The sequence below is a fragment of the uncultured Granulicatella sp. genome (assembly GCF_963528315.1).
GTDB lineage: Bacteria > Bacillota > Bacilli > Lactobacillales > Aerococcaceae > Granulicatella.
Genome location: NZ_CAURVV010000032.1, coordinates 1 through 17,671 on the forward strand (window position 1 = coordinate 1; position 17,671 = coordinate 17,671).

Annotated in this window: 14 protein-coding genes; all 14 read left to right on the forward strand. The window is 33.5% G+C overall.

The window, feature by feature from the left end:
- Positions 1–138: 138 nt before the first annotated feature.
- The 14 genes from RYK07_RS06750 to RYK07_RS06815 all read left to right on the forward strand — a co-directional run bounded on the left by RYK07_RS06750 (position 139) and on the right by RYK07_RS06815 (position 17,573).
- Positions 139–1,209: a hypothetical protein gene (locus RYK07_RS06750; protein ID WP_314853073.1), complete on the forward strand. Its 1,071-nt coding sequence runs from the start codon at positions 139–141 to the stop codon at positions 1,207–1,209.
- 329 nt (positions 1,210–1,538) lie between these two features.
- Positions 1,539–3,290: an ABC transporter ATP-binding protein gene (locus RYK07_RS06755; RefSeq protein ID WP_314853074.1), complete on the forward strand. Its 1,752-nt coding sequence runs from the start codon at positions 1,539–1,541 to the stop codon at positions 3,288–3,290.
- Positions 3,284–5,032, forward strand: a complete 1,749-nt coding sequence (locus tag RYK07_RS06760; protein ID WP_314853076.1) for an ABC transporter ATP-binding protein — start codon at positions 3,284–3,286, stop codon at positions 5,030–5,032. The genes RYK07_RS06755 and RYK07_RS06760 overlap by 7 nt, the downstream gene beginning before the upstream one ends.
- Before the next feature lie 347 nt (positions 5,033–5,379).
- On the forward strand, positions 5,380–6,516 hold the full coding sequence (locus tag RYK07_RS06765) for an amidohydrolase (RefSeq protein WP_314853078.1): 1,137 nt from the start codon (positions 5,380–5,382) through the stop codon (positions 6,514–6,516).
- A gap of 5 nt (positions 6,517–6,521) precedes the next feature.
- A complete protein-coding gene (locus RYK07_RS06770) occupies positions 6,522–7,199 on the forward strand; it encodes an NAD(P)H-dependent oxidoreductase (protein ID WP_314853080.1) in 678 nt (225 codons plus the stop codon).
- Positions 7,189–7,362 carry a hypothetical protein gene (locus tag RYK07_RS06775; protein ID WP_314853082.1) on the forward strand — a complete coding sequence of 58 codons (174 nt, stop codon included), beginning with the start codon at positions 7,189–7,191 and terminating at the stop codon, positions 7,360–7,362. Before RYK07_RS06770 ends, RYK07_RS06775 begins: the two co-directional genes overlap by 11 nt.
- 253 nt (positions 7,363–7,615) lie before the next feature.
- Positions 7,616–8,956, forward strand: coding sequence for a carbohydrate ABC transporter substrate-binding protein (locus tag RYK07_RS06780; protein ID WP_314853083.1), 1,341 nt, complete (start codon positions 7,616–7,618; stop codon positions 8,954–8,956).
- 162 nt (positions 8,957–9,118) lie between these two features.
- Complete coding sequence (locus tag RYK07_RS06785) at positions 9,119–10,003, forward strand: carbohydrate ABC transporter permease (protein WP_020991217.1); 885 nt, start codon at positions 9,119–9,121, stop codon at positions 10,001–10,003.
- 10 nt (positions 10,004–10,013) lie between these two features.
- Positions 10,014–10,895: a carbohydrate ABC transporter permease gene (locus tag RYK07_RS06790; RefSeq protein ID WP_314853085.1), complete on the forward strand. Its 882-nt coding sequence runs from the start codon at positions 10,014–10,016 to the stop codon at positions 10,893–10,895.
- 14 nt (positions 10,896–10,909) lie between these two features.
- Positions 10,910–13,141 carry a 1,3-beta-galactosyl-N-acetylhexosamine phosphorylase gene (gene gnpA / locus RYK07_RS06795; RefSeq protein WP_314853086.1) on the forward strand — a complete coding sequence of 744 codons (2,232 nt, stop codon included), beginning with the start codon at positions 10,910–10,912 and terminating at the stop codon, positions 13,139–13,141.
- On the forward strand, positions 13,141–13,314 hold the full coding sequence (locus tag RYK07_RS06800) for a DUF6903 family protein (RefSeq protein WP_314113250.1): 174 nt from the start codon (positions 13,141–13,143) through the stop codon (positions 13,312–13,314). The genes gnpA and RYK07_RS06800 overlap by 1 nt, the downstream gene beginning before the upstream one ends.
- Before the next feature lie 311 nt (positions 13,315–13,625).
- Complete coding sequence (locus RYK07_RS06805; protein ID WP_314853088.1) at positions 13,626–14,102, forward strand: winged helix DNA-binding protein; 477 nt, start codon at positions 13,626–13,628, stop codon at positions 14,100–14,102.
- A complete protein-coding gene (locus RYK07_RS06810; protein WP_314853089.1) occupies positions 14,099–15,835 on the forward strand; it encodes an ABC transporter ATP-binding protein in 1,737 nt (578 codons plus the stop codon). The genes RYK07_RS06805 and RYK07_RS06810 overlap by 4 nt, the downstream gene beginning before the upstream one ends.
- A complete protein-coding gene (locus tag RYK07_RS06815) occupies positions 15,828–17,573 on the forward strand; it encodes an ABC transporter ATP-binding protein (protein ID WP_314853090.1) in 1,746 nt (581 codons plus the stop codon). Before RYK07_RS06810 ends, RYK07_RS06815 begins: the two co-directional genes overlap by 8 nt.
- Positions 17,574–17,671 lie beyond the last annotated feature (98 nt).

The window sequence follows — 17,671 nt, forward strand, 5'->3', positions numbered from 1 at the left end:
AAAAAATCCTGTCGGTGATTTCTCACCAACAGGATTTGTCGAACAACCTTTTTATGCGATTATTTTTATAAATACAATGATATTTCATTTAAACTATGGTAATATTAGTAGGAAATTTATTAAAGAGAGAAGGATTAGATGGCTTCATCTATGTATGCATTAGCCTTGCAATTAGAGCAAGAATTAAATAAGCTTTCATCAAAAAAAGGTCATGTTGTTTTTAGAACATTAAAAGGTGAAACAAAATTCGTATTTCAATTTGAAAAGAATCATACTAAAGGTTTAGTGATTCAGCTATTAAAAAATGAAGAAGATTTAGCGTTTGTAACTACCGTTGAAAAGAAATGTCGATTAGAAAGGGCAACTCGTCAATCAGAATTGGATTTACAATGGTTATCAAAAGGAATTCAAATTCGATTTAATGAGAAATCTATTATCTATGATACTGAAATTCAAAGAATGGAAAGATTGGGAATTGATATTGAGAATTTCGAAATATTACCGAATATTTTAAATTTTACAGAAGAAAATATTGGAAAAAGTAATTCAGTTACAAATCAAAACAGAAAATTGGTAGAGCAAGTACTCTCATTAGTTTTACAGGAAGGAAATCTTGAAAAATTAGAGGTAGTTTGGAATAAACAACAAAAAAACTATTATCAAACTTACCCAGTATTTACGTTTAATCAACGTACAAAAGAGGTCAATTATGTTCAACAAGAAAAAATGTTGGCATTAAAAGATATTTCAAAATATCATTATTATGTTTCAAATACACCAGCTGAATTACGAATTTCTGAATTTGAGTTTGCTAAATTTATGGAGGGAATTGAAGCTACAGTGAATGTTTCAATGCAAGTTAGAATTGGGGTGCAAGAATTGGTGAGTTCAGATTTATCGAAACAAAATATTCCTTTTATGATTGAAATGGCGGATAAGGATGCCGTTTCTTATACAAAGTTGATACATACGATTGACCCAAAAACAATTCAAGAAGAATTTTTAGAAATGTTTGCAGAATTTCAATTTAAACCAACAACAATATTAGTTTCGGGATTATTTGGAGTTTACTTAAGTAATGTCTTAAGCCCATTAGCAAAAAGAATGTCTATTAAAATTAAGCAAGTAGATAACTTACCAACGTTTAACCGATTAACACCAGAAGAAAGAATTGTATCATTTTTAAATATATATGGTATAAGTGTGTAAAAATTCACTTGCAAAAAATCTCATTTGGGTGTACGATGAGTGTGTTAAGCAAAGTGTTTAACAAATAATATGAAGGAGGTAGTTGTAATGAACAACTTAAATGGAAAACATCAACAATTGAACAAAACAACTAAAATCTCCTTACAGAATATGACAATGTATTAATATACTCACTTTAATTATTTTTGGTTTTGCGAAATGAGGCTAACTGTCTGCTGTAGTAGGTAGTTAGCTTTTTTTCATAGATAAAAGTGGAGGGACTAGTTGTGTATACATGTATACGGAACTAGTCTTTTTTTGTCAAATTGCTGTGGGAGTAAGGAGGATATATGAAAGTCATTGTAAAACACTTAGGAGTTTATTTTAAGAAGCACTGGGTGAGATATGTCATTATTGTATGTAGTGCGATTTTAAATAGTTATTTATTAGTCGTTCCTGCAAAAATATTAGGACAAATTGTCAATGCTATTGTGGATCAATCGTTGACGCAAGAACAACTTTTGGGATATATAGGGTTCTTTTTCCTATCATTAGTAGGAGTTTATGTATTAGATTCTGCATTAATGTATTGGATATGGTTTGGACGTTTTGACTATATTACCAATTTAAGATTAGGGACGATGAAGCAATTATTATGGAAAAAAGCACCTTTTTACACAAAGTTTAGAGTTGGAGATATTGTAACTCGTTCAAGTGAAGACCTTGAGACAATTGGGGCTTTAGTAGGATTTGGAGTATATGCTTTTTTAAATGCATTCTTTATTACTTTATCGGTGTTGTCGAATATGGTGATGAATGTTTGGTGGGAGTTGACGCTGATTTCCGTTCTACCAATGCCGGTATTAGCTTATGCACTCTATCGATTAACGGATAAAATTGAAATAGTGTATGGGGATGCTCAAAAGGCTATTTCTGATATGAATGCGGAAGTATTAGAAATGATTGATGGAACTTATGTCATTCGAGCTTATGGGCAAGAAGATAGAATGAGTCAAATTTTCCAAAATAAAACAGAAGATTCTCTTCAAAAAAATATTGAAGTAGCTAAATTGGGAATGTTATTTATTCCATTAGCACAAGTAGTTGTAGGAATTTGTATGCTGATTGGGTTGATTTATGGTGGAGGACTTGTTCAAGAAGGGAAAATTTTATTAGGGAGCTTAGTTTCGTTTCCAATTTATATCGGTTTATTAGTCTTTCCATTGTATTTAATTGGAGACATTGTCGTAATGGTTCAACAAGGAAAAGTTTCGTTTGAGAGAATTTTTGAATTATTCGAAACAAGCGATGATTTAGAAGAAGATGGGCAGGAAGAATTAGGGCAATTTGAAGAAATTCGATTCGAAAATTTCTCCTTTACTTATCCTGGTGAAGAAAGTCCAACGTTGAAAAATATTTCAGTTAGTATAAGAAAAGGACAAACGATTGGAATTGTTGGAAAAACGGGTTCCGGGAAAACGACCTTTTTAAAACAGTTCTTGCATCAATATCCTTATCAAAATGAAACAGTTTTACTGAATCAGAAGGAATTGATTCATTGGAAACGTCAATCAGTAGATGCATTAATGGCGTATGTACCACAAGAACATGTGTTATTTTCTAAAAGTATTTTAGAAAACTTGAAACTTGCTAATAAGGAAGTAACAGAGCCAGTTGTGTGGGATGTACTGGAACAAGCTGCGATAGCAGAAGATATTCGTCGAATGCCAGAACAATTGGAAACAATGATTGGCGAAAAAGGGATTACTTTAAGTGGTGGGCAAAAACAACGATTATCCATTGCCCGTGCATTACTCAGAAATTCTGAAATTTTATTACTTGATGATGCTTTATCAGCAGTTGATGCTAAAACAGAAAAACAAATTGTAGATCATCTGAAATCAGAAAGACTTGCTCAAACCAATATTATTACAGCACATCGTTTATCTGCAATTCGACATGCAGATTGCATTTTAGTATTTGAAGAGGGTCAGATTGTGGCAAGAGGAACTCATGAAGAGTTACTTGAACAAAAAGGCTGGTATTATGAACAATACTTGAAACAAGAATTAGAAGAAGGAGAGGTGAGCGAAGAATGCTAAAAACAATTTTTTGGTTATTAAGCTATATTCGTTATGAAAAACGTTCCTTTTTCATTGGACTTATTTTATTATTACTCGCTTCAGCTTCGGGAGTGTATGCTCCAATTGTTGCAAAGCAATTTATTGACTTGGTAATTACACCATCAGAAAATTCAGGAGTCATTCATTGGGGGCAGATTACTCAATTTGCTGCAGTCTATTTTGGCTTATTACTCATTTCAGCGTTATCCGCTTATTTTGGACGATTTATTTTAAGTGTGATGTCCAATCGTTTAACAAAACGTTTAAGAGATGAATTATTTGATAAGATTCAACATTTGCCAATTCGTTATTTTGATTCATTGCCAGCAGGGAAAGTTGTGTCAAAAATTACGAATGATACGGAAGTTGTTCGTCAAAACTTCTTTGTTGCAGCAACTGCTAATGTGTTAAATAGTATTATCATTATTGTTGGAATTTATGTCGTCATTTTTTCTCTTAATATTCGTTTAGGAGCTGCTTTATTATTAGTCATTCCAGCTATTCTTTTATGGCAAGTAGTATTTAGTAAAAAGGCAGGAGCATTTACGGGGCCTCTTCGAGAAAGCTTTAGTAATATGAATGGGAAATTAAATGAAATCATTCAAGGGATGTCCATTATTCAAGTGTTTCAACAAGAAAAACTAGTGGATAAAGAGTATGAAGAGATTGTTCAAGAGTGGAAAGGAATTGGTCTTGAAGAATTAAAGGTAGAATCTTTCTTAGCTTGGAGTGTGGTAGGGTTTCTAAGAAATGTTACTTTAATGTTTGCCGTTTTATATTTAAGTGTGAAATATTTAGGAGGAACATTAGGATTAACGGCTGGATTTATTTATGCAATTGTGGACTATATTAATCGTCTCTATGATCCGATTGATAATTTAGTACAAATTTTTGCAGGATTGCAACATGCTTTTGCAGCAGGTGCTCGAGTAATTGAATTAATGGAAACACCAATCGAAAAATCAGGAGATGCTGATTTTGTCATGAAAGATGGAAAAGTAGAATTTAAAAATGTATCGTTCTCTTATGATGGAAAAACGCCTGTATTGAAAAAAATTTCCTTTACAATTGAAGCGGGAGAAACTGTTGCTTTTGTAGGGCATACGGGTTCTGGGAAATCGACAATTATGAATTTGTTATTTAGATTTTATGACCCAACTGATGGGGAAATTTGGATTGACCATCAAAATATTGCTTTATCGAATCAGCGTAAAGTGCGTGAGAAGATGGGGATTGTGCTACAAGATCCGTACTTATTTGCTGGAACTTTAGGAAGTAATATTGGAATGGAGAATCCAGCAATTACCACTGAAGTGATGGAAAATGCGTTAATTCAAGTGGGGGGTCAGCATATTTTAGAGCGTTCTGAAGAAGGATTGGATAAACTGATTCAAGATAAAGGGGCGGAGTATTCGTCTGGGGAACGTCAGTTGATTTCTTTTGCAAGAGCGTTAGCGTTTAATCCAACGATTTTAGTGTTGGATGAAGCGACTTCTCATGTGGATACGCAAACAGAAGGGATGATTCAGCAGGCGATGGAAGTGTTGTCGAAGGATCGTACGACGGTTATGATTGCGCATCGTTTATCTACGATTGTGCATGCGGATAAGATTTTCGTGTTGGATAAGGGTGAGATTATTGAGCAGGGGAATCATGCAAGCTTGGTCGAAAAAGACGGAGTGTACGCGCAGATGTATCGCATGCAGACGGAAAAGAATTAGACTTCCATATACAGTAGCTATGGACGCCCTGAGCCTCGGTCTCAGGGCTAAAAATTGAGCCTTGGTCTCAATTTTTCCAGTACTATCAGCCAGTGTGGCTGATAGTACTCGAGCTACTGTGGGAAGTCTATTCTTTTCTTAACGAAAGTAGAGAAGGGTACGTTTGAGACTTTATCTGAAGTAGCCAAGAGACCCATAGGGGCTACTGGTGTCCACCACTACATCAGACAAAATCTATTTCTATTCCCGTAATGTTGTAAACATGAGGAAGCTTTAGGCGTTTCCTCATGTTTTTTTACTTTGTTTGTAGTAAAATGAAAATAAGTGATTTTCAAGAGGTGATTGTTATGAAAGAAGAATGGATTCAAGAAGCGGTGAAAATGAGACGAACATTACACCGTTATCCAGAATTGTCCGAACAAGAATTTAAAACAACTGCATATATTCAAGAAAAATTAACAGAATGGGGAATTTCTTATCGTCCTTTAAAAACACCAACAGGTGTTGTTGCTGAGATTGGTAAAAAAGAAGGTCCCGTTATTGCGCTTCGAGCAGATATGGACGCATTACCGATTCATGAACAAACGGATTTAGACTATCGTTCAGAGAATGATGGAGTGATGCATGCTTGTGGGCATGATTTTCATACAGCTAGTTTATTAATGGCTGCGAAAATTTTAAAAGAAAAAGAAGAAAGCTTAAACGGGAAAATTCGATTTATTTTCCAACCAGCAGAAGAAATGAATCGAGGTGCTCGTGCTTTAATTGCTGAAGGTGTATTAGAGGGAGTCGATGCAATTATTGGTTTCCATAATAAGCCTGAATTGCCAGTTGGAACAATTGGAATTAAATCTGGACCACTAATGGCAGCTGTGGGACAATTTTCTGTGGAATTAAAAGGGGTAGGAACGCATGCGGCAGCTCCACATAATGGGAATGATCCAATTGTTACTGCATGTCAAATTATTACGAATTTACAAGCGATTGTAAGTCGTCATGTTTCACCATTGTCACCTGCAGTATTAAGTATTTCTCATATTGAAGGGGGAAATACTTGGAATGTCATTCCAGAGCGTGTTTTCTTTGAAGGAACAATTCGTACTTTTTATAAAAAGGATCAAGAGAAAATTCGCCGTTTAATGGATCATATGGTGCATCAAATGGCTGCTGTTTATGGACAAGAAGTACATATGGAATGGATTATGACACCGCCAGTTGTAGATAATGATGAAGAAGTGACTAACATTGTAAAAGAAACAACAGAACAATTTGCGACAATTGTAACCCCTGAATTAACATTGGGAGCAGAAGATTTTGCGAATTATATGGAATATGTTCCAGGATGTTTTGCCTTTATCGGAACAGGTTGTCCTTATGAATGGCATCATCCATCTTTTGTAGTAGATGATGCAGCGTTACAATATGCGATTTCTTATTTTGTAGAAAATAGTCAAGCTTTACTAAATCAATATAAGAAAGGGTAAATTTAATGACTAAAACATTAATTATTATGAGTCATCCTGATGTAACTCAATCCTCTTCCCAGCAATTTTTACTAGCGGCCATTAAAGGAGAAGAACAGATTCAAATTCGTCATTTAGAATCGATTTTAGCAGAACAAGAAAATAATCATTTTGATAAGAGAATAGAACGAGCTTGTCTTCAAGATGCAGACAGAATTATTTTTCAATTTCCTTTGTATTGGTATCAATGTCCAAGTGTGATGAAGCAATGGATGGATGAAGTGTTGACGTTGAATTTATCTCAAAAAGCGAAAAAGGAATTCGGAATTGTCGTAACGGTTGGTGCAAAACAAGACCGCTATACAGCGGGTGGTTCAGTAGGATTTGGAATCGAAGAGTTACTGAGACCTTATCAAGCGTTAGCCAATCAATTAGGATGGAACTATCAAACACCATTTGTCGTTTATCAATTTCAGTATTTAACAGAAACTCAAAAACAACAATTATTAGTGGATTATCTGTACTATTTAGAAAATGGTTCGCATTATTTTAGTGAAAAAGAACAATGGCTGTTGGAGAGGCTGGCAAACTATGAAAATACTCATACGCAACAAGCAAGAGAGTGGATTGTAGAATTGAAACAAGAAAGAGAAGAATTAGTGATGATGCTTTCAGAAATGGGGAATGAAGCAGATGGATTCTAAATGGATGGAAGAACAAATTGCTACTTGGCAAGAAGAATGTCAAGATTATAAAGAAAGAGCTTTTTTAGAAGCTTGTAAACAATTATTGTTGGAACAACAACAACGAGTGGATCATTATAAGGCACAATTGGATGGACAATTATGGAGTCCGAAAGAGTGGTAAGCATTTAAAAATGATTATTTTACCAATTGAATAAAAAGTATATAGATAAAATATAAAAGATTTATAGGAAAGAATTCGATTTATAACATAATCAGATTCTTTCCTATTTTTCTTATAGATAAAACAATATTGTTATAAAATAGAGCAATAAAACGATTGTGTAAACGTTTTATTAGTAGTATTATGATGTCGAGGTAAAAAAAGAATAACCTTTCGAAAATGAAGAATTTTCGAGAAAACAGGAGGAATATTTATGAAAAAGAAATTAATGTTATCAAGTGCAGCACTTTTAGCAACTGTTGGTTTAGTAGCTTGTAATAAAGCAACAACTGATGATAAACCTGCAGAAACTAAATCTGGAGAAAAGAAAACTCTTAAATTAGCAGCGCTTGAATCAGGTTATGGTAAAGAAATGTGGCCTGAATTAATTAAAGCTTATGAAGAAGCAAATCCAAATGTTAAAGTTGAATTACAATCTAGTAAAGAACTAGAAGACGAACTTTCACCAAAAATGAAAGCGGGAGATTTCCCAGATGTTGTAATGCTTGCATTAGGACGTAAAAAAGCTTTACCAGAAACATTAATTAAAGAAAAAGCTTTAGCAGATATTTCTGACTTATTCGATATGAAAGTATACGGAGAAGATAAAAAAGTTTCTGAAAAATTATTAAACGGTGTATTAGGTTCTACAGTTACAGATCCATATCGTGATGGAAAACACTACTTAGCACCAATGTTCTATGCACCAACTGGTTTATTCTATAACCAAGGTTTATTCGAACAAAAAGGTTGGGAAGTTCCAAAAGATATGCCAGCTATGAAAGAATTAGCAGAAAAAGCAAAAGCAGAAGGAATCTCATTATTTACTTATCCAACAACTGGATACTTAGATAGCTTCTTCCCTGCATTATTAGCAAATGCTGGTGGTGTTGATTTATTCAACAAAGCAATGAGCTATGAAAAAGGAATTTTTGCTTCTGAAGGAGCAACTAAAGCGTTTGATGCATTAGGCGAATTAGTGAAAAACGTTGAACCATCAACAGTAGCAAATGCTAACCCACAAAGCTTTACTAAGAACCAACAATTATTATTAGATAACAAAGCTTTATTCATGCCAAATGGTACATGGGTAGTTGGAGAAATGAAAGATGCTCCTCGTGCTGATGGATTCAAATGGGCTATGACTGCTGCTCCAGCAATCGAAAAAGGTGGCAAACGTTTCGTTTACTCATTCTTTGAACATATCTGGGTTCCAGAAGCAGCAACAAACAAAAAAGAAGCTAAAGAATTCTTATCATTCTTATATTCTGATAAAGCAGCAGCAATCTTTGCTAAACACAATGCTGCTCAACCAATTCAAGGTGTAACAAGCAAATTACCTGCTGAATTACAAAGCTTATATAAAGTTGTAGATGAAGTGGACGGAGTTATCAATGGTAACTTTATTGCTACAAAACCAGTTGAAGGTGTAAACATGAAAGAAACATTATACGGTCAAATCGACTCTGTAGCATCTGGTCAAAAATCTGTAGCAGATTGGCAAAAATCAGTTGAAGAAGTTAGCCAAAAATTAGGTGCGGCTGTAGAAAAATAATTCTTCAACGAGTTTGAATGGATAGAAAAGGAGCTGGGAAAAGAGGCTCTTCCGGAAAGATAAACTCAGTTTTAAGTAGTTTCAAAGTTCCAAGAGTTTTCTTTCAGGAGGTAGTCATTCCCAGCTTTATTTTATACTTAAATAAAAGATAGGAGCATGAAGATGAATAATCGTCGGAAAAAAGAACGTGCAGGATTTATCCTAGCATGTATATTACCTGCCATTATATTATTTCTTACTTTCTTAATTTATCCAACGATTGAAGTGTTCAGAATGTCCATGTATCGTTGGGGTGGATTTTCAAAGAACAAACAATTTGTAGGATTTGATAATTTTGTAACCTTATGGAAAGATGAGAATTTTTCAAGAACAATTCAAAATACAATTTTATTAATTGTCATTGTAACGATTGTAACAGTTGTTTTAGCCGTATTATTTGCTTCCATTTTAACAACTGAAAAAATTCGTGGAAATAATTTCTTTAGAATTATTTTCTATATTCCAAATATTTTATCAATTGTAGTTATTGCTGGTTTATTTGCAGCGATTTATGATCCAAATGGTGGTTTATTAAATGCTATTTTACCAAAAGCATTAGAACGTTTATGGTTGGGAGACCAAGGTGTTGTCATTTATTCCCTAGCATTTGCTTTAATTTGGCAAGCGATTGGGTATTATATGGTAATGTATATGGCTGGTATGGCAAATATTCCATCTAGCTTATATGAAGCAGCTGATTTAGACGGTGCAGGAAAAATTGGTAAATTTTTCAATGTAACATTGCCATTAATTTGGAATAGTATTCGTACAACATTAACATTCTTCATTATTAGTACGATTAACTTAAGTTTCTTATTAGTACAAATTTTAACAAATGGTGGTCCAGATGGATCTACAGAAGTATTCTTAAGCTACATGTTTACTCAAGCTTATACTAACTCTTCCTTTGGTTATGGTATGGCAATTGGGGTAGTAGTCTTTATCTTCTCATTTGGATTATCAGGTATCGTTAGTCACATTACAAAACGTGACATTCTAGAATATTAGGAGGCATATTATGAAAATGCAAACTCGTTCATTTGAACGCTTATATAAAGCATTTATTTATGTAGCGTTAATTACATTAGCCATTTCCATTATTGTGCCTGTTGGTTGGGTATTTGTCGCATCCATTAAGCAAAATAGTGAATTCTATGGTAGTCCATGGACTGCTCCAAAAGGATTTTATTTCCAAAACTTTATTGATGCATGGACAAGTGCAAAAATGGGAGATTATATGTTGAATTCTGTTATTGTAACAGCATTAGCATTAATCATTTTAGTAGCCGTTGCGATTCCAGCTGCTTATGTATTAGCAAGATTTAAATTCCCTGGAAGTAAATTAATTAATACACTTCTAAAGGGTGGATTATTCATTAACGTTAACTATATTGTTGTTCCAATCTTCTTAATGTTATTAGATTGGGATAAAGGATTAAAAGCTTTTGGAATCGCAAATGGTTTCTTCTTAAATAATATTTTTATACTTGCAGTAGTGTATGCATCAACATCATTACCATTTACAATTTACTTATTATCGAATTTCTTTAAAACTTTACCAACAACATTTGAAGAAGCTGCAGCTATTGACGGGGCAGGTTATTTTACAACTATGTTCAAAGTTATGACTCCAATGGCAAGACCAAGTATTATTACAGTAATTTTATTTAACTTCTTATCATTTTGGAATGAATATATTATTGCATTAACGTTAATGCCTGGTAAAAATCAAACTTTACCGGTTGGGTTGAAAAACTTATTACAAGCACAACGTGGTGCGGCGCAATATGGTCAAATGTACGCAGGGATGGTATTAGTAATGTTACCAACATTAATTCTATATATTCTTGTTCAAAATAAATTAACACAAGGAATGACCTTAGGTGGTTCTAAAGAGTAGAGAGGAGAAACACCATGAGCAAAACGAAGGGACGTTTAACATTACCAAGTCAGGCTAATTTTTTGAAAGAAACAAAAGAATTAATTGACCGTTGGGGAGCAGATGCCATTCGAGATAGTGATGGTACTAAATTAGATGAAGCAACAAAACAATTAGATGCCAAAATTTATACGACGTATTTTGTTGCAAGAAATCATAATGAATTTGCTGAGAAGCATATGGAAGAATGCCAACAAATTTATGTAATGTCTAAATTCCATCTAGCAACTTCAAATGAATTAGAAATTCCATTTATGGATGGATATTTTACAGATCAAGTTCAACCAGATTACGTTCATGATGAAAAATTATATTGGGAAGTCATCGACCGCACAACGGGGAAAGTGGTTAGTGTTGAAAATTGGGTATTAGATAAAGAAAGAAATATTGTTACAGTTCATGAAACAGAAGCTTTTCATGAATATACGGTATCATTTTTAGTATATGCTATTTGGGATCCAACTCAAATGTATAATCATATTACAAATAATTGGGGAAACGTTCCACATGATATTCCATTTGATGTCCGTCAACCAGCTTCTAATGAATATATGCAAACTTATTTAAAAAATTGGTTAAAAGAAAATCCAGATACAGATGTTGTTCGCTTTACAACTTTCTTCTATCATTTTACTTTGATTTTTAATCAATTAGGGAAAGAAAAGTTTGTAGATTGGTTTGGATATGGAGCTAGTGTTTCTGTAGCAGCTCTAGAAGCTTTTGCAAAAGAAAAGGGTTATCGTTTAAGAGCAGAAGATATTGTAGATGAGGGATATTATAATTCTACATTTAGAACTCCAAGTAAAGCTTACTTAGACTATATCGACTTCATCCAAAAATTTGTTGCAACAGAAGCAAAAAAATTAGTGGATCTTGCACATGATGCAGGAAAAGAAGCAATGATGTTTTTAGGGGACAACTGGATCGGAACAGAACCTTATGGGAAATATTTCAAAGAAATTGGCTTAGATGCAGTAGTTGGTTCCGTAGGGGGCGGAGCAACTTTACGTATGATTTCTGATATTCCTCATGTAAAATACACTGAAGGAAGATTTTTACCATACTTCTTTCCAGATGTATTTAGAGAAGGAAATGATCCTACAATTGAAGCAAATAAAAACTGGTTATCAGCAAGACGTGCGATTATGAGAAATCCAGTCGACCGAATTGGATATGGTGGCTACTTAAGTTTAGCATACCAATTCCCTAAATTTGTTGATTATATTGAACAAGTAACGGATGAATTTAGAGAAATTTATGATGTTGTAAAACATACAAAACCATATGTAGGTTTAAAAGTAGCAATTCTAAATGCATGGGGTAAATTACGTACTTGGCAATCTCATATGGTGGCACATGAATTACCATATAAACAAATTTATTCTTATTTAGGAATTATGGAAGCCTTAAGTGGTGCTAGTGTTGATGTTCAATTCATTAGCTTTGAAGATGTTTTAACGACAGATATCTTAAAAAACGTGGATGTTATAATTAATGCTGGTGATGCCGGAACTGCATTCAGTGGTGGGGATGTTTGGAAAAATCCAGAACTAATCACTAAAATTCGTGAATTTGTATATAACGGTGGAGGATTTGTTGGTGTAGGAGAACCAACAGCTGTTCACCATCAAGGTAGATATTTCCAATTAGCAGATGTTCTAGGGGTAGAACGCGAAATGGGATATAGCTTATCTACTGATAAATATTTTACAAAAGAATTAGACACTCACTTCATTACAGAAGATATTAAAGATGTACGCAAAATCGATTTCGGAGAAGGAATGAAGAATGTCTATGGATTAACTGAAAATACAGAAGTATTAGAATTCAGCAATCCAAAAGTTTCTCAAGAAGTAGAAGGTATTGTAATGCCAGCAAATGCTGAAGGAAAAGAATTCGGTGAAATTCATTTAGCAGCTAATCCTTATGGAAAAGGTCGTGGAGTATATCTTGCAGGTCTACCTTATAGCCCAGAAAATACAAGGTTATTACTTCGTGCATTATATTATGCTGCTGCTAAAGAACAAGAATTCAAAAAATGGTATTCTTCTAATTTATCTGTTGAAGTTCATGCATATCCTGAAAAAGGCTTATATGCAATTGTTAACAATACAAATGAAGCACAAGAAACTGAAGTTTATGATGGCAATGGAAATCATGAAACAGTCATCATGAAACCAAGTGAAATTAGATGGGAGCATATGTGATGAATCCAAAAGTTAGAATATGGATACGAGTAGTCTTAATGGTGATCTTCTTAATTGTCTTAGTAAAAGGTCATCAAATGGTTGGAAAACCAGGAGTTGCCACAATGTTAGTAGCTCTAGTAGGCTTGTTAGCTATATTATGGGATTATAACCGTCCATATAGCAACTCGTAAAAAGAAAATAAAGAAGAAAAGGACAAGGACAACAGTTCTTGTCTTTTTTTGCATCTTAATGGACGTAAATAAAAATAGATATTACTGAAGAAAGAAAAATTTCACCGTAGCAAAGGTAAAATAATTCATTGAATAATGGATTATTTTACTGGAAAATTTGAGACCTCAGGCTCGAATTTTAGGCATGAGACCGCAAGGGCTGCTGCCGACCTTGCAACTTCAAAAAGTATTTCCTGAACGACATAAGTAGGTTGACTACCTACCTTTTCTTTGTTACACTTTAATAAAGCAAAACCGAAAGGAGAGATTGCATGACAACAAAACAAATTTTTGATGACATTATCAAATTGTTTTTAAGAATTGAACATCTGAATGTTTTCAGAAGTATTGCCCCTAACCTCACAATACGGGAAAACAATGTCTTAGTTCTCTTATATTATTACGAATCAGAATTTGGTAAAACTCTAACTATAAAAGACATCAGCTGTTTTTATGAAATTAAATCTTCAACAGCCATCCAATTCGTCAATTCATTAGAAAAACATGGGTATATCGTTCGTATGAATGATCCAAAAGATAAACGAGTAACACTAGTAACTTTAACAGATTATGGAAAAGAAGTTGGAAAAAATATTTCTAAAAGAAATCATGAAATGGTTCAAAAAATATTAGCAACTCAAGAAAAAGAAGAATTGGAACATGCTTTCCAAGTCATCCACAAAATGATTAATACGATTGAAAGTATTCCAATCGAAACACTCTCATATAGAAAGGAAGAAACTAAATGAAACAAATCATGAATCATGTTTGTAGATACCGAGCATTATTAGCGGGAATTGTTGTTTTAACAATCTTACAAGTTGGTTCGAGTTTATTATCTCCAACCATTTTAGCTTCATTAGTAAGCAATGGGATTTTAAAACAAAACCAAGCAGTGATTTTACAACAAGGGGGATTAATGTTACTAACTTCGACTTTAGATTTAGTGTTATCAATTTTAGTCGTTCGTTTTATCGGGAAATTCTCTGCTGGATTATCAAAAGATTTACGTTTGAGTATGTTTACAAAAATTCAACATTTCTCAACACAAGATTTCCAAAAATTAGGAACATCTTCGTATATTAACCGTACAACAAGAGATATTCAAAGTTTAGCTCAAACACTAGGATTCTCAATGAGTATGGTATTAATGGCTCCATTATTGTTAGTGGGATCTATTATCTTATCTGTTCGTATGAACTTTACATTGTCATTAGTATTATTAGGATCCATTCCATTTTTAGGAATTGCAGTCGCATTATTAGTAAAAACAGTTTCAAAAGACTTTACAATTATGCGTCAAATGACGGATACACTAACACAAATTATTCGTGATTCATTAACAGGGATTCGTGTGATTCGTGCGTTTAATAAGAGTGAGTATGAAGTAGAACGCTTTGACAAAGTTAATGAGAAATATCGTGAATTAATTTTCAGGATGAATATTAAATTCAGTTTAATTATGCCACTAATGATGATTACAATTAATTTTGCGAATTTAGCGGTTGTCCTTGTGGGGGCTCATTTAATTCAAGCATCTCAATTAGAAGTGGGAGCTTTAATGGCAGTTATTCAATATTCTGTTTTAGTGTTAGTCGCTTTATTAATGCTATCGTTTATCTTCGTTATGATTCCTCAAGGTCTTGTAGCTGCCAAAAGGGTCAATGAAGTATTAGAACAAGAAAATATTCAAACCTTTGTGAGTGAAGATTATGGCTTAGAAAAAATTGATACAGTAGAATTTAAAGATGTTTCTTTCAAATATGAAGGAGCAGAAAAAGCAATGTTAAACCATGTCGACTTCACGGCAAAAGTTGGAGAGAAAATTGCGATTATTGGTTCGACTGGTGCAGGTAAATCTACTCTAGTGAATTTATTAATGCGATTCTTAGATATAACTTCTGGAGAGTTGTTAATGAATGGTGTAAATATTAAAGAATTTACAGAAAAAGAACTACGCGAGCAAATCGCATTTGTACCTCAAAATCGTATGTTATTTGAAGGAAGTATTCGAGATAACTTAAGATTCGGAAATGAACATGCAACAGATGAAGAAATGATTCAAGCGTTAAAACAAGCAGAAGCGTGGGAATTTGTTTCTAGCTTAGAAGAAGGATTAGATGCACACGTAGAGCAAAAAGGAGATAATTTCTCTGGAGGACAAAAACAAAGATTGTCAATTGCTCGTGCATTAGTAAAACAGGCTTCGATTTATGTTTATGATGATAGCTTCTCTGCATTAGATGCGAAAACAGAAGCTAAACTTCGTGCGAATTTAGCAGAAATTAATCAACAATCGATTGTTTTTGTAGTTGCACAAAGAATTTCATCCGTAACAGATGCTACAAAAATTATTGTATTACATGAAGGAAATGTTGTTGGAATTGGAACTCATGGTGAATTGAAAGAAAGTAACCAAATTTATCAAGAAATTATGAATTCTCAATCAAGTTTAGAAGAAATGGAGGATACTCATGAATAAAACTGTCTTAAAACGATTATTAAGTTATTTAAAACCTGATCGAGTGATTGTGACGATTGTACTAGTAGTATCCCTTATTTCAGTTATTTTAGATGTACAATTACCTAAAATTTTAGGGGATGCAACAACGTTAATTAGTGAAAGTTATATTGCTTCTAATTATACATCTGTTGATTTAGAAGGAGTTTTTGCGATTGCGAAAACTTTAGCGATTTTATATATTTTAGCAGCGGGATTAAATTTTTTAGGAAAATATTTTATGTCTCGTGTTGCTAGTGATATCATTTATCGATTACAAAAAGAAATTGATGAAAAATTCACACGACTACCAGTTCGTTATTTTGATGAACAATCAAGAGGGGATTTATTAAGTCGTGCAACAAATGATATTCAAACAATTGATGATTCTTTCTCACAAGTATCGAATCAAATTTTTACAACAGTTCTTACATTCTTTGGGATTATTATTATGATGTTCACGGTTAATATTCCATTGGCGATTATTGGTTTTTTAGGAATTCCTCTTTCTCTATTTATTATTGGATTAATTGGAAAGAAATCTTCAACAGCATTTGCGAATCGTCAAGAAACTACGGGACGTTTAAATGGTTATATTGAAGAATATTATGCTGGACATGAGATTGTAAAAGCGTTCAATTATGAAGACCGTTCGCAAGCGGAATTTCAAGCGTTAAATGATGAGTTATATGAACATGCTTGGAAAGCACAATTTTTTTCAGGATTGATGTTCCCAATTTCTCGTTTAATTAATAATATTGTTTATGTATTTGTAGCGATTGTCGGTGGATTGTTTGCTGCTAGTGGAATGATTACTATCGGTGGAATTCAAGCAATTTTGCAATATATGAGAAATATTAGCCAACCAATGGGAGATGCAGCGAATATGATTGGATTAACTCAATCTATGTTAGCAGCAGCAGAGCGAATTTTTGAATTATTAGATGCAGAAGAAATGGAAGAAGAAGGCGATAAAGAAGAACTGCCAGCTATCGTTGGAGATGTTCAATTTAAGCATGTTTCATTTGGCTATACTCCAGAAGTAACATTAATGGAAGATTTGAATATTGATGTTAAAGCAGGAGAAACAGTAGCGATTGTAGGGCCAACAGGTGCAGGTAAAACAACTGTGATTAATTTATTAATGCGCTTCTATGATATTACAAGTGGAGCAATTGAAATTGATGGGCATAATATTCAAGACTATAAAGTAGATTCTCTTCGTTCAAAAGTAGGAATGGTATTACAAGATACTTGGTTATTTAAAGGAACGATTCGAGAAAATATTCGTTATAGTCGTCCAGATGCAACGGATGAAGAAGTCGTACAAGCAGCAAAACAAGCATTTGCGGATGATTTTATTCGTAAATTACCAGATGGATATGATACGTATATTACGGAAGAAACAGATAATATTTCTGGAGGGCAAAAGCAATTATTAACGATTGCTCGTGCTATTTTAGCTTCACCATCTATTTTCATTTTAGATGAAGCAACTTCGAATGTAGATACAAGAACGGAAATGCAAATTCAAAAAGCGATGGATCATATTATGGAACATAAGACTTCTTTTGTAATTGCGCACCGTTTATCAACGATCCGTAATGCGGATAAGATTTTAGTAATGCAAAAAGGAAATGTAATTGAGCAAGGGACTCATGAAGAATTGTTGGCAAAACAAGGATTTTATGCTGGTTTATATCGAGCTCAGTTTGAATAAAGAATGATTTTCCTGTAGTAGCAGGGGACGGCAGCAGCCCTTCTGTAGTGACCCCAAAAAGTTAGACTTTTTTGAGACGACTTAAGTCGTCTCTTTTT